At 60.3% G+C, this 20,511-nt stretch carries 22 protein-coding genes and 2 tRNA genes; 15 read left to right on the plus strand and 9 right to left on the minus strand.

Annotation, left to right across the window (positions count from 1 at the left end):
* Together pgl and edd are read left to right on the plus strand one after the other, a co-directional pair.
* Nucleotides 1-702 carry a 6-phosphogluconolactonase gene (pgl, locus tag ICI42_RS00340; RefSeq protein WP_188162560.1) on the plus strand — a complete coding sequence of 234 codons (702 nt, stop codon included), beginning with the start codon at nt 1-3 and terminating at the stop codon, nt 700-702.
* A 60-nt stretch (nt 703-762) separates the two neighbouring features.
* Nucleotides 763-2,583 carry a phosphogluconate dehydratase gene (gene edd / locus ICI42_RS00345; RefSeq protein WP_188162561.1) on the plus strand — a complete coding sequence of 607 codons (1,821 nt, stop codon included), beginning with the start codon at nt 763-765 and terminating at the stop codon, nt 2,581-2,583.
* 95 nt (nt 2,584-2,678) lie between these two features.
* Here the strand turns inward: edd and ICI42_RS00350 are convergent, their stop codons facing one another.
* Nucleotides 2,679-4,775, minus strand: a complete 2,097-nt coding sequence (locus ICI42_RS00350) for a GumC family protein (RefSeq protein ID WP_188162562.1) — start codon at nt 4,773-4,775, stop codon at nt 2,679-2,681.
* A 187-nt stretch (nt 4,776-4,962) separates the two neighbouring features.
* Here ICI42_RS00350 and proC point away from each other — a divergent pair, with 187 nt between their 5' ends.
* Nucleotides 4,963-5,778: a pyrroline-5-carboxylate reductase gene (gene proC / locus ICI42_RS00355; protein WP_188162563.1), complete on the plus strand. Its 816-nt coding sequence runs from the start codon at nt 4,963-4,965 to the stop codon at nt 5,776-5,778.
* A 186-nt stretch (nt 5,779-5,964) separates the two neighbouring features.
* Nucleotides 5,965-6,495 (plus strand): DUF6790 family protein, encoded by a 531-nt coding sequence (locus ICI42_RS00360; protein WP_330999073.1) that lies wholly within the window; start codon nt 5,965-5,967, stop codon nt 6,493-6,495.
* A gap of 77 nt (nt 6,496-6,572) precedes the next feature.
* Here the strand turns inward: ICI42_RS00360 and ICI42_RS00365 are convergent, their stop codons facing one another.
* Both ICI42_RS00365 and ICI42_RS00370 read right to left on the minus strand, forming a co-directional pair.
* Nucleotides 6,573-6,809, minus strand: a complete 237-nt coding sequence (locus ICI42_RS00365; RefSeq protein ID WP_407945132.1) for a DUF982 domain-containing protein — start codon at nt 6,807-6,809, stop codon at nt 6,573-6,575.
* 246 nt (nt 6,810-7,055) lie between these two features.
* A tRNA-Thr gene (locus ICI42_RS00370) sits at nt 7,056-7,130 on the minus strand.
* A 156-nt stretch (nt 7,131-7,286) separates the two neighbouring features.
* On the opposite strand from ICI42_RS00370, the gene ICI42_RS00375 reads away from it, so the two are divergent.
* The 10 genes from ICI42_RS00375 (at nt 7,287) to ICI42_RS00420 (ending at nt 13,064) form a co-directional block, all read left to right on the plus strand.
* Nucleotides 7,287-7,481 (plus strand): hypothetical protein, encoded by a 195-nt coding sequence (locus ICI42_RS00375; RefSeq protein WP_188162566.1) that lies wholly within the window; start codon nt 7,287-7,289, stop codon nt 7,479-7,481.
* A 116-nt stretch (nt 7,482-7,597) separates the two neighbouring features.
* Complete coding sequence (gene murA / locus ICI42_RS00380) at nt 7,598-8,887, plus strand: UDP-N-acetylglucosamine 1-carboxyvinyltransferase (RefSeq protein ID WP_188162567.1); 1,290 nt, start codon at nt 7,598-7,600, stop codon at nt 8,885-8,887.
* A 67-nt stretch (nt 8,888-8,954) separates the two neighbouring features.
* Nucleotides 8,955-9,389 (plus strand): DUF2948 family protein, encoded by a 435-nt coding sequence (locus ICI42_RS00385; protein WP_188162568.1) that lies wholly within the window; start codon nt 8,955-8,957, stop codon nt 9,387-9,389.
* An 8-nt stretch (nt 9,390-9,397) separates the two neighbouring features.
* Nucleotides 9,398-10,690, plus strand: coding sequence for a histidinol dehydrogenase (hisD, locus tag ICI42_RS00390; protein WP_188162569.1), 1,293 nt, complete (start codon nt 9,398-9,400; stop codon nt 10,688-10,690).
* Nucleotides 10,691-10,694: 4 nt separating this feature from the next.
* A complete protein-coding gene (locus ICI42_RS00395) occupies nt 10,695-11,180 on the plus strand; it encodes a UPF0262 family protein (protein WP_188162570.1) in 486 nt (161 codons plus the stop codon).
* A gap of 40 nt (nt 11,181-11,220) precedes the next feature.
* Nucleotides 11,221-11,640, plus strand: coding sequence for an arsenate-mycothiol transferase ArsC (locus ICI42_RS00400; protein ID WP_188162571.1), 420 nt, complete (start codon nt 11,221-11,223; stop codon nt 11,638-11,640).
* 84 nt (nt 11,641-11,724) lie between these two features.
* Nucleotides 11,725-11,943 carry a translation initiation factor IF-1 gene (gene infA / locus ICI42_RS00405; RefSeq protein ID WP_006200926.1) on the plus strand — a complete coding sequence of 73 codons (219 nt, stop codon included), beginning with the start codon at nt 11,725-11,727 and terminating at the stop codon, nt 11,941-11,943.
* A gap of 43 nt (nt 11,944-11,986) precedes the next feature.
* Nucleotides 11,987-12,616 carry a Maf-like protein gene (locus ICI42_RS00410; RefSeq protein ID WP_188162572.1) on the plus strand — a complete coding sequence of 210 codons (630 nt, stop codon included), beginning with the start codon at nt 11,987-11,989 and terminating at the stop codon, nt 12,614-12,616.
* Entirely contained in the window at nt 12,613-12,828 is a 216-nt protein-coding gene (gene yacG, locus ICI42_RS00415; RefSeq protein WP_188162573.1) for a DNA gyrase inhibitor YacG, read from the plus strand. Before ICI42_RS00410 ends, yacG begins: the two co-directional genes overlap by 4 nt.
* Nucleotides 12,829-12,988: 160 nt before the next feature.
* Nucleotides 12,989-13,064: transfer RNA gene (locus ICI42_RS00420), tRNA-Phe, on the plus strand.
* Between the two features lie 91 nt (nt 13,065-13,155).
* On the opposite strand, the gene ICI42_RS00425 is transcribed toward ICI42_RS00420, so the two are convergent.
* The 6 genes from ICI42_RS00425 to ICI42_RS00450 all read right to left on the minus strand — a co-directional run bounded on the left by ICI42_RS00425 (nt 13,156) and on the right by ICI42_RS00450 (nt 19,600).
* The gene (locus ICI42_RS00425; RefSeq protein WP_188162574.1) at nt 13,156-13,890 is read right to left on the minus strand and encodes a ribonuclease activity regulator RraA; all 735 of its coding nucleotides are present in this window, start codon (nt 13,888-13,890) and stop codon (nt 13,156-13,158) included.
* A gap of 27 nt (nt 13,891-13,917) precedes the next feature.
* Entirely contained in the window at nt 13,918-15,078 is a 1,161-nt protein-coding gene (locus tag ICI42_RS00430; protein ID WP_188162575.1) for a mandelate racemase/muconate lactonizing enzyme family protein, read from the minus strand.
* 25 nt (nt 15,079-15,103) lie between these two features.
* On the minus strand, nt 15,104-16,201 hold the full coding sequence (locus tag ICI42_RS00435; RefSeq protein ID WP_188162576.1) for an ABC transporter ATP-binding protein: 1,098 nt from the start codon (nt 16,199-16,201) through the stop codon (nt 15,104-15,106).
* A gap of 12 nt (nt 16,202-16,213) precedes the next feature.
* Nucleotides 16,214-17,092 carry a carbohydrate ABC transporter permease gene (locus ICI42_RS00440; protein ID WP_188162577.1) on the minus strand — a complete coding sequence of 293 codons (879 nt, stop codon included), beginning with the start codon at nt 17,090-17,092 and terminating at the stop codon, nt 16,214-16,216.
* Complete coding sequence (locus ICI42_RS00445; RefSeq protein WP_188162578.1) at nt 17,092-18,048, minus strand: carbohydrate ABC transporter permease; 957 nt, start codon at nt 18,046-18,048, stop codon at nt 17,092-17,094. The genes ICI42_RS00440 and ICI42_RS00445 overlap by 1 nt, the downstream gene beginning before the upstream one ends.
* 70 nt (nt 18,049-18,118) lie before the next feature.
* A complete protein-coding gene (locus tag ICI42_RS00450; RefSeq protein WP_188162579.1) occupies nt 18,119-19,600 on the minus strand; it encodes an ABC transporter substrate-binding protein in 1,482 nt (493 codons plus the stop codon).
* A 196-nt stretch (nt 19,601-19,796) separates the two neighbouring features.
* Here ICI42_RS00450 and ICI42_RS00455 point away from each other — a divergent pair, with 196 nt between their 5' ends.
* Nucleotides 19,797-20,510 (plus strand): GntR family transcriptional regulator, encoded by a 714-nt coding sequence (locus ICI42_RS00455; RefSeq protein WP_188162580.1) that lies wholly within the window; start codon nt 19,797-19,799, stop codon nt 20,508-20,510.
* The last annotated feature ends 1 nt before the right edge of the window (nt 20,511 follow it).

A 20,511-nucleotide genomic window follows, 5' to 3' on the forward strand; every position in this document is an offset into this window, starting at 1 on the left:
ATGGCGGATCATGAACCCATGTGGACCGTTTTCGACAGCCGCGAAACGCTTGCTGAAACCCTCGCCGAGGCCGTGGCCGCTGCTCTTGAAGACGGTATAGACGAGCGCGGATACGGGCTTCTGGCCGTCTCGGGCGGCTCCACCCCTGCCCGCTTCATGCAGGCATTGTCGGGCAAGCCTCTCGATTGGTCGAAGGTGACCGTCGTACAGGTGGACGAGCGTTTCGTCCCGGAAACCTCGCCGCGCTCCAATGCGGGTCTCGCCAAAACCAATCTGCTGCAGAACGACGCGGCGGCTGCGAGCTTCGTCACGCTCTATCGCGACGTGGCCGAGGTCGCGGCAAGCGCGGATTCCGCCGAAGCCGAACTCGCCACCCTGCCCTGGCCGCTCGATGCGGTGATCCTTGGCATGGGACCGGACGGCCACACGGCATCGTTCTTCCCCGACGCCAAGGAGCTGCCGCAACTGCTCGACCCGGCGGGCACACGCTCGGTCATGGCGGTCCATGCCGAAAGTGCCGGCGAACCGCGCCTCACATTGACGCTGCCGCGACTTGTTTCGGCCCGCTTTCTGGCGCTCCACATCGAGGGCGAAGAGAAACGGTTTGCGCTCGAAGCCGCGCTTGCCGCCGACACCATCCTGCCGATCCGCGCGGTGATCGAGAATGCCGCGGAGGGGATCGAGATTTTCTGGGCGCCATGATCCGGCGCCTACCCGGCGCGGCGCTCCCAAGCCGCGCTGGATTGCGTGAAAGGAAAGACCATGACAGCCAGACGAGAAATCGAAGCCATCACCCAGCGGATACGGGAACGATCCAAACCCGCCCGCGGACCTTACCTTGAACGCGTCGCACAGGCGGCGAGCAGAACCGCAAACCGCGCCGTGCTGTCCTGCGCCAATCTCGCGCACGGTTTTGCCGTCTGCAGCCCTTCCGAAAAGGTCGCGCTTGGCGGCGACCGGGTGCCGAACCTCGGCATCATCACCTCCTACAACGATATGCTTTCGGCGCATCAGCCGTTCGAGACCTTCCCCAACCAGATCAAGGATGCGGCACACGAAGTGGGTGGCATCGCCCAGGTTGCGGGTGCGGTTCCGGCCATGTGCGACGGCGTTACCCAAGGCCAGCCAGGTATGGAACTGTCGCTGTTCTCGCGCGACGTCATCGCCATGTCGACGGCGATCGGCCTGACCCACAACATGTTCGATGCCGCGGTCTATCTCGGCGTCTGCGACAAGATCGTGCCCGGCCTGGTCATCGGAGCGTTCACCTTCGGGCATCTGCCGGCTGTGTTCATCCCTGCCGGACCGATGACAACAGGCATTTCCAACGACGAAAAAGCCAGGGTGCGCCAGCTCTTTGCCGAAGGCAAAGTCGGCCGCGCCGAACTGCTGGAGTCCGAATCCAAGTCCTATCACGGTCCCGGCACCTGCACCTTCTACGGCACGGCCAACTCCAACCAGATGCTGATGGAGATCATGGGCCTGCACACCCCGGGGGCCTCTTTCGTCAACCCGAACACGCCTTTGCGCGAGGCGCTGACGCGCGAGGCGGCCAAGCGCGCGCTCGCCATTACAGCGCTCGGCAATGAATACATCCCAGTCGGCCGCATGATCGACGAGCGCTCCATCGTCAATGGCGTGGTCGGACTGCACGCAACCGGCGGCTCCACCAACCACACCATGCATCTCGTCGCCATGGCTGCCGCGGCCGGCATCCGCCTGACCTGGCAGGACATCTCAGACCTGTCCGATATCGTGCCCCTGCTGGCACGTGTCTATCCGAATGGGCTGGCCGACGTGAACCATTTCCAGGCGGCGGGCGGCCTGGGCTTCCTGATCCGAGAACTCCTCGACGGCGGCTATCTGCACGAAGACGTCCAGACGATCTGGGGCGAAGGCCTGCGTCCGTACACGGTCGAGGCAAAGCTCGCAGCGGATGGTTCCGTGATGCGCGAGCCGGCCCCAGCCATCAGCGGCGACGAGAAGGTTCTTGCACCGCTGCCCAAGGCGTTCCAGCCCACCGGCGGCCTCAAGATGCTGACCGGAAATCTCGGCCACGCCGTCATCAAAGTCTCGGCGGTGAAACCCGAACGGCGCGTCATCGAGGCGCCGGCGGTGGTTCTGGACAGCCAACAGGCGCTCAACGACCTGTTCAAGGCTGGCCTTCTGAACAAGGACTTCGTCGCGGTTCTGCGCTACCAGGGACCGAAGGCCAACGGCATGCCCGAACTGCACAAGCTGACCACAGTGCTCGGCGTACTGCAGGATCGTGGCCACCGCGTCGCGCTTGTCACGGACGGCCGCATGTCCGGCGCGTCCGGGAAGGTTCCTGCCGCCATCCACGTCACGCCGGAAGCGCTGGAGGGCGGGCCAATCGGCAAGGTTCGCGACGGCGACATCATCCGCGTCGACGCAATCACCGGCACACTCGAAGTGCTGATCTCTCAGGCCGAGCTGGCAGCGCGCAGTGTGCCTACGGTCGACCTTTCGGAAAACGATTTCGGCTTCGGGCGTGAGCTGTTCACCGGCTTTCGCCAATTGGCCGGCCGCGCAGACAATGGCGGCAGCGTTTTCAGCACCTGATTGGCCTTGAAAGCCAGGGGCGGCGCAGCAGCCGCCCATGAGACGTTCCTACAAGAGCCTATAGCCGAACAGGCGACCGCCACTGGTCTGCCAATCTATCCAGCGATGCGCTGCTCTGTACCCTTGCGGGCGTGATATTCGTAGACGGACGCCCGAAATTCGCGGAGTCTTTCGCGAATCGCATCGATTTCCCGCATGCGGTCATCGTCATCCGTCGTGGCATCTCGATCGGCGGCAGCGGCGACAAATTCAGTTGCACCGACGGATGCGGGGTTGTCGTTGGCGACCGACTGCCGCATGTCGTTCAGCAAGGCGAGCCATTCCGCTTCGTTTGAAGATATTTCCGCTTCATCCGAACGAACTTCCAGTTCCGTCTCACTTGCCACCGGCTCATCCTCCTCCGCCAAAAACTCAAGCGCTGTTTCTTCAGCCGGCGCCAGCGTCTCTTCGGGTTCGCCCGACAGCACAACCGGCTCGAACTCGCTGGCGTCCAGTGCAAATTCCGAAGGCGCGGCCACGACTTCTTCCACTGGCGTCAGTTGCAACTCCGGCTCGGCATGTGAGACAGGTGGAGCATACGGTTCGGAAGCGACCTCGAGGGTCGGCTCGATGGCGTCGGCCTCACTGACCGGCTCCGCCTTCATGGTTGCGGGAAGCGCCTCGACCTGCTCGTCACGACGACGGGAAAGTCCCAGAAGAGCAATCAACATGCCGCCGAGCAGACCCGCGCCCGCACCGCCAAAGATGGATTTCGCCATTGAGAGCTTCACCGGTGTCGCAGGCGCAAAGGCCGGAGCCACGAGATTGATGCCGGCAAGCCCGCTGGAGCCTGGACCGCGCTTGGCCTCGAGCCGCGCGGCTTCGTAGGCAGAGCGTCGCGCATCGGCGTCACGCCGCAAATCCTGTAGACGAACGAGTTCCGGAGCCGTGGCCTCGCGCTCCGCCTTGATCTCGGCCATGCGGCCGGCAAGGTGCTGCTCGATCTCCACCGCGCGCGTCAGATCGATCTGCAGTTTGCCGATAGCTCCGCGTAGCTGCGCGTCAAGAATGCGCCTGGCATCGGACACAAGCCCCTCAGCCGCGATGCGTTGGGGATGTTTCGGGCCGAGGTTGGCCGAGAGTCTCGCCAGATTCTGGCTGGCGTCGAGATAGTCGGCACGAGCGTGGCGCAGGCCCGCATTTTCGACGGATGCCGGCAGTTCGCCTGCTAGGAAACTCTCGAGATTAGCGCTGCGCGCCGCAGCCGTCGTGGCATTCAGCTCGACGGTGCGCAGACGCGCCTCGGCAATCTGGGCCTGCAGCGTCCTGATCTCGGCTTCGCTTGCCAGGACCGGGCCGAGGCGGTTCTCCGCCGCATAGCCCTGCGCACGACGTTCGGCGTCGTTGGCTGCTTTTTCCAACTCGGCCAGCCGATTGTCGGCAGCAGAAGCCGCACTTCCCGATGGCAGCTTCAGGAAGGTTTCGGCAAGTGTATTGGCAATCAGAGCGGATTTTTCCGCACTATCCGTGGTGACACCAGTGCGGATGATGAAGCTGTCGGGGGCTCGCGTGACACTCACCTTGTCGCGGAGCGTAGCCGCCGGGATGGACAGACCGCCAGGCGACGCCATGTTCAGCAAGGCGGCGAAAGTCCACTCGCTGGGGTGCGAAGACAGCGTGGTGAATTCGGGATCCTCTTGAAGGTTCAGTCTATCGGCCACTTGTTGCAGCACAGCCGGGCCGGTCAGCGCCGCCACGTGCCCATCGGCCTGATCGAAGAGCCGGGCAGGCGCTTCGACGCCGTAAGCGGCAGAGAGCTGTTCGGCGTCGGGCCGGGCGACGAACTCCACCACCGCTTCGTAACGCTGCGGCATCCAGGCCGTCCACGCGCCGGCGCACACCGCTCCCAGTGCCGTGGTCGCAGCAAGCAACATCATGCGGCGGCTGCGACGCGGCACTGCGCCACGGGGAGCGGCATAGGTCGCTGCGACGTCGTGATCGATTTCATCGCGCAGGTCGCCGGTTGCATCGGGAAGGCCTATTGTCACCTCGAACGGATCGTGCGCGCCCTCTCCCGGCAAAGCGGCATCGGATCTCGCCTCGAAAAAACGCGCATCCGCATCTGTCTGCGACTGCCGCTCATTGCCTTCGCCACTCGGGGCAAGCAACGTAGGCTGCATGTTCCAGTCGATTTGCCTTGCGGAGGTGCTCATGGCGCGCAGGTCCCCGGACCGTTGAACTCTCCATGGGCGGATACCCAATGGTTAACCGACGTTAAACGGACATGGAAAACAAAAGGTTAACGCCGAGGTAACAACCGATTTTCACGGTGGGCTGCAACAGGTGCTTTCGCGTCAGCCCGGCCGCCTGTATTGGGAGAGGATCGATGGAGGCTGTGACATGACGACCAAACTGATCCTCGCCGGTTGCGGCAATATGGGTTTTGCAATGCTTTCGGGCTGGATCGGCTCGGGCAAGCTGGCAACATCCGAATGTCTCGTGGTGGAACCGAACGCCGAACTGCGCGCGCGGGCAGCAAAGCTGGGTGTCACGGTAACCGAATCGGCTGAAGCGATCGGCCCCGACGCACATCCCGACATCGTCGTTCTCGCAGTGAAGCCGCAGGTGATCCGCGACGTCACGGCCGCCTATCGCCGTTTCGGCGATGGCACGACGACCTTCGTCAGCGTCGCCGCCGGCACGACGGTAGCCACCTTCACCGAAATCCTCGGTAGCCGGACGCCGGTCTTGCGGTGCATGCCAAACACCCCGGCGTCCATCGGCAAAGGTATGATGGTGACATTTGCCAGCCCGCACGTTTCCGAATCAGCGAAAGCCACCATCGGCGATCTGCTTTCCGCATCCGGCGCGGTCGCCTCCATCGACGACGAAGCCCAGATGGACGCCGTCACCGCCGTATCGGGCTCTGGGCCTGCCTATATATTCCACTTCATCGAATGCCTGACGTCCGCTGCAAAAACAGCGGGCCTGCCGGAGGACACCGCAAAGCTGCTCGCCATGCAGACCGTCTACGGCGCGGCCTGCCTGGCAGCCGAAAGCGGCGAGGACCCGGCAACGCTGCGGAAGCAGGTGACCAGCCCGAACGGCACCACGGCTGCCGCGCTCGACATTTTGATGGGCGAAAACAGGCTTGAGAAGCTTATTGCCGAAGCGGTGGAAGCTGCGCGGAAACGTTCGATAGAGCTGGCGAAATAGGCAGCCGAAACTCAATGTTTCAGCTTAGGGTCAGCCCCGCACCCTGGAAACTTTATGTCTTCGCCAAACAGATGTGAAGAATCCGACTACCCAAAGCGACACTCTTATTTACGCACTATTGCTGTAGAATTACGTTCGCAGTAAGTTCTCACTACCTTGGCCATACGGATGAACGGAGGCGGTCTCGTGATAGCGGAAATGGTTCGATCGGCACTTTCTAATTTCACGCTGACCTTGTTCATTATAGCATTGATCTTCTCAGCGGTGGCCATCATGCGCTCGCCGCAGCGTGATCAGCCTGTAATTGCCGAAAAGCTTATATCGTGGTTTGTGTTCTTCTGCATCGGCGTGTCATTTTTCTACAATTTCATCATGCACGGCTTTTTTGGCGAAATGACCGCCTCCTTCATTGGCTGGGCGGACAGCCCCTTCCAGTTCGAAGTAGCGACTGCCAGTCTCGGTTTCTCGGTGGTTGGATTTTTGGCGGCGTTCGGTAGTTTCGATCGTCGGTTAGCCGCAATCGTCGGGCCCGCGTGCTTCCTGCTCGGCGCAGCTTATGGGCATGCAAAGGAGATGGTGACAGCCAATAATTTTGCTCCAGGCAATGCTGGCGTCATTTTCTACACCGATATTTTCATACCGCTGTTTGGCTTTTTCCTGCTCTGGTTGCAAAAGCGCTCTGAGCGTTCAACCCCTCAAGCCGAGCCAGCAAGGTAACGAGTCTCTCGCCAGACAAGAGACATGCCTCTAACGCTGACTTCACACCGTTCAGGGAAGGCTTCTGCCGACCGAGCCTATAGATGGCGAGTGTGATTACGACGACGATCCTTCGGATACATCATATCCTTGGCGAGAATTCCACTAGCACGCGAGAACAATCGGAAGGCGTTTTGGGCTCTTTCTGCTGTTTCACCCCCGACCGTCGCAATCAAGCACGTCTCAAGCGCCTTTTCGTACAGCGGGCCCTGACGGCGCGGCCAATCGAAAAGTACCTCAAGAGCATCTTCTGCGCTGTATATCTCGCGGATCACACCGTCCTTGGTGTTGATGCGAACCGGCACTGCAAACTGAGTTGCGTCCATCTGTTTATCCCGAATTATGTCGCGCTCAACGTGTCATCTCTCAGATGGTTGCCGATGTCGACGGACACAAGATGGTGACTTCGGGGTAGGGTTAAGTACCCGATCGAGGAATGCCGACAAAGCGATGAAAATCATCAACGCCTTGGCAACAGCAAGGGCGCTGTCGTTTGTCGCAAATCGGCAAAGGAAGAAGAATGGTGCTGCCAGAGAGGATTGAACTCTCGACCTCTCCCTTACCAAGGGAGTGCTCTACCACTGAGCTACGGCAGCGTCTTGAATGCGGCGGACTTCTGCCACATCGTTTCCGGAAGCGCAAGTTGTGTCGTGCTGCCTTTTTCGATGTTTTCCGATAATCTTGGCCGGGTCATAAAGAAGGCCATATCTCCCGGCACGACGAAACGGCCAAGCAGCAGGGGACAAGACACGGTGTCTGCGGGATCAAAACAGCGTTCCAACGAACAGGAGCGCCGCCAGGCGCGGCTCGCCGAACAGTTGCGCGCCAACCTTCAGCGGCGCAAGGCGCAGGCACGGTCCCGCCGGAGCGGCGATCCCGACCAGCGGCCTGATGGGCTGGACGCTGCGTCGGCAAAAAATCCTGAAAGCGGCAACGAATCGTCCTGAAAAGACCATCAATCGCCCTGTAGCATCCTGTTCCTTGAACCGGACGGCGTGATGGTCTAGACGGGCGGCACGCAAAAAACATCAAGAACCGGCCCAAGCCGGAGAAACGATTCTTCATGGACCGCATCAGGATTGTCGGCGGAAACGAGCTCAACGGAGCCATTCCGATCTCGGGCGCCAAGAATGCCGCCCTCCCCCTCATGATCGCCTCCCTGCTCACCGACGACACGCTGACGCTGGAGAATGTGCCGCATCTCGCCGATGTCGAGCAGCTCATCCGCATTCTCGGCAATCACGGCGTCGACTACGCGGTCAATGGCCGCCGCGAGCGCCAGAACGAAGGCTATTCGCGCACCATCAACTTCACCGCCCGCAACATCGTCGACACCACAGCTCCCTACGAGCTCGTCTCGAAGATGCGCGCCAGTTTTTGGGTCATCGGCCCTCTGCTGGCCCGCATGGGCGTGGCCAAGGTATCGCTGCCCGGCGGCTGTGCCATCGGCACGCGGCCCGTCGACATCTTCATCGAAGGCCTGCAGGCCCTGGGCGCGCAGATCGACGTCGAGGGCGGCTATGCGATAGCCAGCGCCAAGAACCGGCTGATCGGCAACCGCTACCACTTTCCGAAAGTCTCGGTCGGCGCTACCCATGTGCTGATGATGTCGGCTACGCTGGCGCGCGGCGAGACCGTGCTGCTCAATGCCGCGCGCGAGCCCGAAGTTGTCAATCTCGCCGAATGCCTCAACGCCATGGGCGCCAAGATCGAAGGCGCGGGCACCTCCACCATCACCATCCAGGGCGTCGATTCGCTGTCGGGCGCACGTCATCGCGTCATTCCCGACCGTATCGAGACCGGCACCTATGCCATGGCCGTGGCCATGACGGGCGGCGACGTGCTGCTGGAGGGCGCGCGCGCCGATCTGCTGCAGAACGCTTTCGACGTCATCGCCCAGACGGGCGCTGTCATCACCCAGACTGATTCGGGCGTCCGCGTCACCCGCAACGGCCAAGGCATCGCGCCGGTCGACGTCGTCACCGAACCGTTCCCCGGATTTCCCACCGACCTCCAAGCGCAGTTCATGGCGCTGATGACCATGTCCCGCGGCAAATCGCGCATCACCGAGACGATCTTCGAGAACCGTTTCATGCATGTGCAGGAACTCGCCCGCCTGGGCGCGCGCATCGCGCTGTCGGGCCAGACCGCCATCGTCGACGGCGTTCCCAAGCTCAAGGGCGCCCAGGTCATGGCCACCGATCTGCGCGCCTCGGTCTCGCTCGTCATCGCCGGCCTTGCCGCCGAGGGTGAGACGGTCGTCAACCGCGTCTACCATCTCGATCGCGGCTTTGAACGGCTTGAAGAGAAGCTGTCGCGCTGCGGCGCGGTGATCGAGCGCATCTCAAGCTGAAAGCGTTTGCGCGCCGGGACATAACCGCCTAACTAGTCCGGAAACACTGCTTCCGACGGGTCCGGACATGGAAATTCTCAAGCTCGCAGCGCTGGACGAACAGGATCTCGAGATCATCTCGGCCCATGTCCAGGATGCCGTGACCAAGGTCGGCGAGCTGAAATTCGTCGCCTCCTCACGGCAGTTCGCGTTGCCATTGAACCGCTTTGCCTGGGAGCAGAAGTCGGGCCTGTTCTCCCAGCGCAACGAGCGACGCCAAAGCCTGCTGAGCTTCGGCCGCGTGCTTTCGATCAAGACCGCCGGTATAGACCGCGACAAGAAGGATGATGTGTTGTCCCTGCTCGCCGTCCAGTTCGTGCCGGTGGCGTCGCCCGCCGGAGCCATTGATCTGGTCTTCGCTGGCGATGCCACCATCCGGCTCGAGGTCGAATGCATCGAGGCACGCCTCAGCGACACGGGTGCTGCCTGGCAGGCATCCTCCCGCCCCATCCACAAAGCCTGAGCAGACCCATGGCCATCACACTTCGCCAGACCGACCCGGGCTTCGAGGAGCGCTTCAAGGCGTTCCTGGGAACCAAGCGCGAGGCCTCGCCTGATGTCGAGGCAACGGTGCGCACTATCATCGATGAGGTGCGGGCGCGCGGCGACGCAGCCCTGATCGACTATACCCAAAAATTCGACCGGGCCGATCTGTCCACCCTCGGCATCGCGGTGGCGCGCTCCGATATCGAGCAGGCCTACAAGCAAGCCGATCCGGCGACCGTCGAGGCGCTGCGCTTCGCCCGTGACCGCATCCGCAGCCACCACGAGCGTCAGAAGCCCAGGGACGACCGCTACACCGACGCGCTCGGCGTAGAACTTGGCTCGCGCTGGACCGCGATCGAGGCCGTCGGCCTTTATGTGCCGGGCGGCACGGCGAGCTATCCCAGCTCGGTGCTGATGAACGCCATTCCCGCACAGGTCGCGGGCGTCGACCGCATCGTCATGGTGGTGCCCGCCTCGGGCGGCGTCATCAACCCGCTGGTGCTGGTCGCGGCCGATCTTGCGGGCGTGTCGGAAATCTACCGCATCGGCGGCGCGCAGGCTGTCGCCGCCCTTGCCTACGGCACAGAGACGATTGCTCCCGTGGCCAAGATCGTCGGCCCCGGCAACGCCTATGTCGCCGCCGCCAAGCGCCACGTCTTCGGCACCGTCGGTATCGACATGATCGCAGGCCCGTCCGAAGTTCTGGTTGTGGCGGACGGCAGCAACGATCCCGATTGGATCGCCGCCGACCTGCTCGCCCAGGCAGAACATGATGTATCGGCGCAGTCTATCCTGATTACCGACGACGAAGCTTTCGGCAAGGCCGTCGAAGACGCCGTAGAACGCCAGATCAAGCTTCTGCCCCGCGCCGAGACGGCCGCGGCGAGCTGGCGCGATTTCGGCGCCGTCATCCTGGTTGAGACCTTCGACGCTGCCATTCCGCTTGTCGACCGCATCGCCGCCGAGCATCTCGAACTCGCCATCGACGATGCAGAGAGCTTCCTCGGAAAGATTCGCAACGCCGGCGCCGTCTTCGTCGGGCGCCACACGCCGGAAGTCATCGGCGACTATGTCGGCGGCTCCAACCATGTGCTTCCGACTGCGCGTTCGGCGCGGTTCTCTTCGGGCCTGTCGGTGCTCGATTTCGTCAAGCGCACCTCGATCCTGCGGCTCGGGCCAGACCAGCTCAAGGCGCTCGCGCCGGCGGCCATCGCGCTCGCCAAGGCCGAGGGGCTGGAAGCGCATGGCCGGTCGGTCGCGATCCGGCTCAATATGTAATGCCATGGCTGGAAACGGGAACGCGAACAACCGGCTGAGCGACGTCGTACTGGACGAGACGATCGGCCGGTCCACGCCTGATATCGAGCACGAGCGCGCGGTCGCTATTTTCGACCTGATTGAGGAAAACAGCTTCCATCCCATCGGCGACGAGACAGGCGGCCCCTACAAGCTCAAGCTGTCGCTGGCCGAATCGCGCCTGATCTTCGCGGTAAACCGCGAAAGCGGCGATACCGTTGTCACGCACATCCTGTCGCTGACGCCGTTCCGACGCATCGTCAAAGACTACTACATGATCTGCGAAAGCTACTACGCAGCGATCCGGTCCGCCACACCCAGCCAGATCGAAGCCATCGACATGGGGCGCCGCGGACTGCACAATGAGGGATCGCAGACCCTGCTCGATCGCCTTTCAGGCAAGATCGAGGTTGATTTCGATACGGCGCGCAGGCTGTTCACGCTGATCTGCGTGCTGCATTGGCGCGGCTGAGGGCACCCGGCTGAGTTCCCCGGCCCGATCCATCCTGTTCATGTGCGGCATGAACTCCATCCGCTCGCCGATGGCCGAGGTGTTGGCGCGGCAGTTTCTGCCGAAATCGGTTTATGTCGCTTCGGCAGGTGTGCGCGCGGGCGAACGCGATCCCTTCGTCGATGCCGTGCTCGCCGAGGATGACCTCGACCTGGGCGACCGGCAGCCACGCAGCGTGGACGAGCTCGAAGACGACTTCTTCGACCTCATCGTCACTCTGTCGCCTCAAGCGCATCACAAGGCGCTGGACCTGACCCGCTCACTTGCTGTGGATGTCGAATATTGGCCGACCCCCGACCCAACGGTCGCCAGCGGCGGCCGTGAGAACATCCTTGCCGCTTACCGCGATGTCAGGGACCGCTTGAAGGCCAAAATCGCCGAGAGATTAGGTCAAAAAGACGATGCTGAAGCACCGGAATAACCGTGTTCACAAACCGACCATAATCATATAGGTTCCGCGCAAATTCCGGCCGGGCCGGAGAACCACCCAAACCAAAGGTATCGAATGCCGAAGGAAGAAGTCCTGGAGTTTCCGGGCGTCGTGACGGAATTGCTCCCAAATGCGATGTTCCGGGTCAAGCTCGAAAACGAACATGAAATTATCGCGCACACCGCAGGGCGTATGCGCAAGAACCGTATCCGCGTCTTGACCGGAGACAAGGTTCTCGTGGAAATGACGCCCTACGACCTGACCAAGGGCCGCATTACCTACCGCTTCAAGTAAGCGACGCTTCCGCAAGGCCCTCGCGGCATCACGGGGAATTGCATTGAGCGCATCATATAAGCTTGTTCTCGCCTCCGGCTCGCCGAGACGCATCGAACTGCTGCAGCAGGCCGGCATCGAACCCGACCGGCTGCTGCCGGCCGATGTCGACGAAACGCCGCAGCGTGCCGAACACCCGCGTTCGCTCGCCAAACGGTTGTCGAAGGACAAGGCCGAGAAGGCCCAAAGCATCGTCGACAGCGAAAAGGCGGCTACGCCAGCCTATATCCTCGCAGCCGATACCGTCGTCTGCGTTGGCCGGCGCATTTTGCCCAAGGCGGAAACCTCAGACGAAGCGCTTGCCTGCCTGCAACTGCTGTCGGGGCGGTCGCATCGGGTCTATACCGGCGTCGCCCTGATCACGCCCGCGGGAAAATTTCGGCAGCGGCTGGTGGAGACCCGCCTGCGCTTCAAGCGGCTGACCCGCGCGGAGATGGACAGCTATCTTGCCTCCGGTGAATGGCGAGGCAAGGCGGGCGGCTATGCCATCCAGGGCATCGCCGGCTCCTTCGTCGTCAAACTCGTCGGCTCCTACACCAATGTCGTCGGCCTGCCGCTTTATGAAACCGCCGCACTTCTGACAGGCGACGGGCTCCAGATTCATCCGCGCTGGGTTGCGGGAGGCGAACGTTGAGCGGCCCGACGGACAAGGTCACGCCGCTGCGGCCGCGCCGGGCCTGTCCCGAATGCGGCCGCCCGACCGAGCGCGCGACCTATCCATTCTGCTCGACCCGCTGCAAGGACATCGACCTCAACCGCTGGCTTTCCGGCGCCTATGTGATCCCCGCGCGCGACGACGAGCAAGACGAAGACGGCATTCCCAGCAACCAGGATTCGGAGAGCTGAGCAGCTTCGCCCGGTTCTGCACAGGCTGATCGTTTCTCGGCAAAAATAGTCGCGGCAGCGCTGGACAGCGCGGATTCTCGTGTTATAACCCACCCGCTTCCGACGGACGGCGACGCCCCTTGGAACCGCTGAACGGTTCGCTTGAACCGCTTCGGTACAGGCCCAGATAGCTCAGTTGGTAGAGCAGCGGATTGAAAATCCGCGTGTCCGTGGTTCGAATCCGCGTCTGGGCACCACTTTCTTACCACCGCCGCTCAAAGTGTCTCATTAGCAATGAGTTCGCCGGCCATGGCGGCCGGGGCGCCCGTCAAGCGATCTCCGTTGATATCATCGATTGATTTGACGCCAGACCTCGTATTCTTCGTTCGCGTCGGGATGCAGAGGATAATATCGCTGAAGCGGAGCCCCTTCCATCAATTTCATGCGGGAGAACTCTTCCCACTCAGCATGCTTTTGCCCCTCTTCGATAACGGCCTCAGCCATCGATACTGGAACCACAACGGCCCCATCGTCATCTGCAACGATGATGTCTCCTGGTACGACAGTTACGCCGCCGCAGGCGATCGTTACGTTGACCGCATTTGGGTAGATGTCCGTCTGAACATGATAGTTTGGCGACCAGCCCTTGAGCCAAAGCGCCAGGTCGAGCTTGTCCACGTTGGGACGATCGCGCATCACGCCGTCGATGACAATCCCGGCACCGCCACGGCCCTTGAAGTAGGTCGACATCATATCGCCAAAAATGCCGGAGCGCATGTCGCCACGCGCATCCACGACCACGACGTCGCCTTCCTGCACATGGTAAAGCACGTGACGATGCAATTGAGTTTCAGGATCGGCATACTCGCCCTCGCTGAACAGATCTGGTCGCTGCGGCAAGCACTGGAGCGTCAACGCAGGGCCGCAGATAGACTTGCCCCTGGTCTGTGGGAGGATGCCCGTCATATGAGGGTTGCGGAAGCCCATGTGACCCAAGGTGCCCGCGATCGTCGCGGCGCCCAGCCCCCGCAGCCCCTCGATCAGGTGCTTCGGTGGACGCTTGATGTCGGCTGTCTTGAACATGCTTTGGTCTCCCCGGCTCCCTGTAGCCTACCAGTTCGTCACTGACCCATCTCTGCGCCGCAGATGCGGCGCTTCCCAAAATGCGAAGCTCTCCCGCGCAATCCGTTGTTCGTTGACCTCGATGCCCAGTCCGGGCGCGTCGCCCACGGGGTAGACGGCAAGCTCGAGCTTCGGCTGAACTGGGAAGAAATCGCTGTTGTCGAAACCCAGTTCCCGTTCGGGAGCGCGCGTTTCCAGCCAGGAGAAATTTGGTACGGCAGCGGCCATCTGAATCGTTGCCGCAGTGCAAATCGGGCCAAGGGGGTTGTGCGGCATCAAGTCGACATAATGCGCCTCGCTCCAACCGGCCACTTTCATAGCCTCTGTCAGCCCGCCGACATTGCACACATCGATGCGGTTAAACTGGTGGATGCCGCGCTCGATATAAGGCAGGAATTGCCACTTGCTGGCGAATTCTTCACCTATGGCGAATGGAATATCCGTCATGGTGCGCAGCGACTCATAGGCTTCGGGCGTTTCGTCGCGGATTGGCTCTTCGAGGAAATCCAAAACACCGCGGTCGAGCTTATTGCAGAAGCTGGCGGCCTCGGCCACCGAGAGACGGTGGTGAAAATCGATGCCGAGAACGACCTCGCTGCCGAGTTCCTCGCGGGCTTTGTTGAGCATGCGGGCGGTCGCGGGGATCGACTGGCGCGGTTCGAAAATATCGCGGCTGTCCTGCCCTATGGGAAAAAAACGGATTGCGTCGAAGCCTGCGTCCCGCAATTCTTTGGCGCGTTCGATTGCATTCTCGCCGGCGCTATCGCCCGTCGATGCAAAGGTGGGAATAACAGTGCGCTGCCTGCCACCCAGCAGTTCGTAGACGGGTATGCCGAGTGCCTTTCCTTTAATGTCGTGCAGCGCGATATCGATGGCGGAGATGGCGGCCTGCAAGACGCGCCCGCCTTCAAAGTACTGGCTGCGGTACAATTCCTGCCAGATCCGGCCGATCTGCATGGCATCCTGACCGACAAGGAATTCCGCGAAATGCTCGACGGCTCCGGCAACAGCCTTTTCGCGCCCGGTCAGCCCGCTCTCACCCCAACCGAAAATGCCTTCGTCGGTTTCGACTTTCAGGAGAAACTGGTTCCGGATTCCAACCCTGACCGGGTACGACTTGATCGCGGTGATTTTTAATTTCGCGGGCATGGTCCGTCTCTGGTGAGGCCGTTGTTCAAGCTGCCGACAACGCCATCTCGGTCTCGCCGTCGAACAAGTGAATCCGCTGCTGGTCGAATTCCAGCCAGACCGTCTCGTCGGGTGCAACTGATACAGTTGGTGGCACACTGATGTTCACCGTGGCTCCTGAAAGCAGCGCCTGGACAAACGTCACATCTCCGGTGGGTTCGACCGTGTAGACCTTTGCCGGGATGCCGCCGGCGATCACATGCTTATGAAGCTTGATGGTGGAGTGCCGCGCGCCCAGAACGACTTTCTTTGAGGTCGAGTTCTGGACTTTTCTGGCGTTCAGCGGCGACAGAGCCATGCTCCAGCCTTCTGTGCCGGACAATGCGGTGTCGCCGTTGTTTGTCGAGACTTCAAGCGGCACAAGGCTCATCGCCGGGCTGCCGATGAAACTGGCGACGAACATATTGACCGGATTGGCGAAGACGGTGGCCGGTGAATCATACTGCTGGAGAAAACCACCGTTCATCACCGCCATCTTGTCGGCCATGGTGACAGCTTCGAGTTGGTCATGCGTCACATAGATGATCGTGGCCTTCAGGTCCTGGTGAAAGCGCTTTATCTCGGATCGCATCTGCACGCGTAGCTTGGCATCCAGGTTGGACAGCGGTTCATCCATAAGGAAGACGGCGGGGTCGCGCACCAGCGCCCGACCCAATGCGACACGCTGCTGCTGCCCTCCAGACAGCTCGCGTGGCTTGCGCTCGAGCAGGTGCGTCATATCAAGTACGCGTGCCGCCTCCTTGACCTTGAGGTCGATCTCGTCACGCGGGAGCTTCCGCATCTGAAGTGGGAACGCCAGGTTCTTATAGACCGATTTTTGCGGATAAAGCGCGTAGTTCTGGAATACCATCGCAATGTCACGATCTTTCGGATCGATATCATTCACAATCCGGTCGCCAATCGTAATATCGCCCGAGGTCAAGGGTACCAGTCCAGCGACGAGATTGAGTGTTGTCGTTTTCCCGCAACCGGAGGGGCCAACGAGGGCGACGAACTCTCCGTCTTCGACCCGCAACGAAACATTGTTGACAGCCTTGAAGGTGCCGTAGGTCTTGACGAGATCAGTGAGGACCACGTGGGCCATGAAACCTACTTTCTAGTGTTTGACTGCGCCTTCCGTGAGGGCCTTTACGAAATACCGTTGCAGCAGGAGAAACAGCACAACGACAGGCAAGCTCATCATGAAGCTCGCAGCCATAAGGCCAGGGAAGTCCGTCGTGTTCTCAGAGAAGAAGCGCTGGATGCCGACCGGCAGCGTGAGTTGATCGTTCCTGTTGATGAATGTGTAGGCGAAAATATACTCGTTCCAGGCGCCGATGAATGAGTAGATAGCCGTAGCAATAATCCCCGGCACCGACAGCGGCATCACCACCAGGATAAACGCCTGGAATCGGGTGGCGCCGTCAATGCGCGCGGCCTGTTCAAGCTGGATCGGAATATTGTCGTAAAAGCCTTTCAGCAGCCAGATGGCGAGTGGGAGGCCAAACGTCAGATAGGTCAGAATCAGCGAGCCGTGGGTGTTCACCAGGCCGAGAAGACGCATCAGGATGAACAGTGGCACAAGAAAGATCACGGCTGGAAACATGTTACGCAGCAAAACTGCGAAAAACAGGAACTTCCGCCCCGGAAAATCGAAGCGCGAAAATGCGTATGCAGCCGGGACCGCAACGATAACGGCAAGGATCGTCGTCACCGTCGATACAAACAAACTGTTCCAGAAGAACCGCAGAAAGTCCCGGCCGACACTGTTGGTCGGATCGAGCAGTTTCTGGTAGCTCGCAAGCGTTGGCTCGTCCGGCCACCATTGAGGGGGAAACTGCAACGCGGCGAAGCCGGATTTGATCGACGTCAGCAGCATCCAGATCATGGGAACCGCCGTGTAAAGCAGCATGAGCACGAGGAACAACCGTCCGGTCCAGCGCCAGCGATCGATTGGTCTGCGAGCTTTGGGTGTGGGGTTCGATGGTGAGTTCATCATCCCCGCGCCTTTCTTTCGCTGCCACTAAGCGCGCGCACATAGAAGTACCCGAAGGTCATCACAATCAGGAACAGCAGCACCGAATAGGCCGACGCGACGCCCCAGCGTTGTCGTCCAAATGCGAGTTCATAGATGTGCGTGATCCAGATATGCGATGCGTTGGACGGCCCGCCGCCAGTCATAATCCATGGGATGATGAATGAGTTGAAGTTGGCCACAGCGAGCAGCAGTATCGTCACGGTCGACACGCCTTTCAGATGAGGGAACGTCACGTGCCAGAAGCGCTGCCACGGACCCGCGCCATCGACCGTCGCGGCCCGCAACAATTGGTCCGGAACGGTCTGCAGACCGGCCATCAGCATGATCATTGCAAATGGAAACTCGCGCCAGACATTGACGACAATCAGCGACGGCAAGACGGTGTTGACGTTGTCGATGAAATTGGGGGGGCGGTCAGCTAGTCCGAGGCCCACCAGAACCGCGCCGATGACTCCGAAATCCGAGTGGTAGATCCATTTCCAGATGTAGGATGCCGCGACTGCGCTGATCACCCACGGAATGATTAGGATGGCGCGCAAAACGCCTCGTCCGAAAAATTCTCGATGCAGCGCAAGAGCGGCGCCCAACCCGAGGAAGAAAGCGAAGAAGGTCGAGGCGACGGTCCAGATAATGGTGTTGAGTGTTACACGCCAGAACACGTTGCTTTGAAGTATCAAGCCATAATTATCCAGCCCGACGAAAATCTTATCGCGCAGTTGCAGGCTGGGGGGCGTGTTGAAGAATGAAAGCTCGATAGTATAGTAGATCGGATAGGCGATAACGACGAGCATAACGCCGATAGACGGAAGTACGTAAAGGTAGTCGGAGCGGTTGATCCATGCTTGCCGCAGGATACCGGTGCGCTGGACGTTTTTTCGACAAGCCGAATCCGCCGGGCTTCCCACCGCCGTCATTTTGAAACCCTTTGTGATTTAAGGGAGCGGACCGACGACAAACTTCGCCGGTCCGGTGCATGAGATCGGCTTAAAGCTTGCCGCCGCCCATGATCTCCTCGACCTTTTTAGCCGCATCCTCGGCCGCCTCGTCAACTGTCATCGCTCCAGTAAGAGCATTCTGCAGCATATCGGGGATGACGATGTTCATGATCTCAGGAGTCTCCGGCAGCGCAGGGAACGGCACGCCGTAAGGCAGCATCGAGGTCGTGACATCGAGGAACTTGATGTTATCGAGGCGCTCTTTCATCCACTTGGTTTTGAAGCCATTGAGGTTGCCGGGGTTGGAGCCGGCATATGCCATCTTCAAAGACCATTCTGGGCTGGCCCAGAAGCAGATGAGCGCCTTGGCCGCCGCCTCATCCACCTTGCCGCCGTCTACATATTCGGGTTTCAGGATGTGGATGTTGGACCCGCCAAACACCACCGCACGCCTGCCGTCCGGGCCTGTCGGAATCAAGCCGTATCGCATGTTGTCGATCACGGTCTGGGCTTTTGCCTGGTCGCCCCCAGTCGCCTTTTTTTGCAAATCAAGCATGACGTTGTAGTCGGAAGGATGTGAAATCATCATGCCGAGTTGACCTGCCAGAAAGAGCGGCTGGTTGTCTGCTTGCTGGTTGGTCAACGCTGAGACTGGAACAGACTTATCGCGAACGTACATATCATACGACGCCTGCAAAGCCTGCTTGCTTGCCGGGCTGTTTAACTCCACCTGTTTGTAGGTTGGGCTTTCCGTGGCTTCATCGAAGACTCCGCCGCCGTAACCCCATAGCTGCGGCATGAAGCGGTAAGGCGTATTGCCGGCGTTCTTGCGAGCGACGAGGCCATAGCCGGCGATCCCGAGCTTGTCGTGGATTTGCTTCGAATACTTGACGACATCGTCCCAGGTGGCGGGGGCTTTTTCAGGATCGAGGCCGGCCCGCTTGAAGACATCAGCGTTCCAGATGAACGCCATGGTCTCATTGTTGGTGGGAATGCCGTAGGTCTTGCCCTCCCAAATGTCGGATTTCATAGCACCCGGCCAAAAATCATCGGTAGAGTAGCCGACGTCTTCCGGTTTCAGTTCTTGCAGATATCCCTTCGAGGCGAATTCGACGCCGCCAAGAATTTGCAAACGCACAACCATCGGACCGGCATTGCCCAGTAGTGCCGTGCGGAACTTGTCGAGCAAGTCGTTATAGGTAAGCGCCTGCTCTTCCAGCTCGATGTTCGGGTACGTTTTGCGGAAGGCTTCAAAGAAGTCTTTGTAATACTGGCGCAGGAGGTCAGGGTCGCCTTCAAAGACGCCCTGGTACCAGAATGTCAGGCGCCCTTTGTAGTCGAGCGGAGTGACCTTGCCGCAATCGGCGGCAGTGTCAAATTCCTCTGTGCCGGCAATCGATCGTACGTATTCGGGCGACCATTTATTTAGGTCGACGGGTGCGCCGAACGCGGGCGCCGATATCAACGACGCCGTAATGGCAGCCGCCGAAACGCCGCGACCAATCGCGCGGCCGAGTGCAATACACGTCATTGAGCTCCTCCCAATTTTCAGGTTTTCCGCTGGCTTCAGCCCACAGATCTGACCCGTGGCACTCCCTTATTGTTCATTTTTACTCCACCCACATCAAAGTTGCAGAACACCAATTGCGTGTCAATATGCACAGATTGTATATTGTTTTAAACAACTCACGTACGATATGAAATAGTTTTGATTTTAGGAGGCCTTTTTGGCTGATTTGAGAGAATTTAAGGCTGCGCCGCCAGTTGGAATCGATCCGATTGGCGCTTCGACGGAAAGCGCCGCCCTCCTCTACAATGTGATCCGCGAGGACATTGTCTCAGGACGACTTGAAGCCAATGAGCGCCTGGTTGTTGGAGATCTGGCCAAGCGACACGAAACTTCAACAACCCCGGTTCGCGAGGTCCTGCAACTCCTCCGCGGTGAAGGCTTTGTTGTTTTTACGCGCAATCGCGGGGCGCGGGTTAGGCCGATCGATCAGGATTTCGTCCGCGATATCTACGAGATCGGTGTCTTGATCGAGCCGGTACTGACGCATTGGTTTGTTGGGATGGCAACTGAGGCGGATATTGCGGAACTTGAGTTGGTACAGCGCCAGATTGAAGACAACAACTTCGCTGACCAGATCAAGCACAGCGACCTCGACACTCAATTCCATACCTTGATGTACCAACGACACTACAATCGTCACGCTGCGGAGTTGTGGTGGAAACATCGTGAGGTGCTGCGCTCGGTCGGTCGCCGGTTCAATTTTACCCTCGCCCGCCGGGCGCAGGTGATCCGCGAACACCGCGAACTTATCGCCCACATCAAAGCTGGCGAAGCCGATGAGGCCGCCAAACTGGTAGCTCGTCATGTCGAAGGTTCTGGCCGGCATATCCTTGAACAGATGCGTTCGGCTTCGGCCGCGCGTGCGGGGTAAG

Origin of the sequence: Oryzicola mucosus, assembly GCF_014534685.1 — a bacterium.
GTDB lineage: Bacteria > Pseudomonadota > Alphaproteobacteria > Rhizobiales > Rhizobiaceae > Oryzicola > Oryzicola mucosus.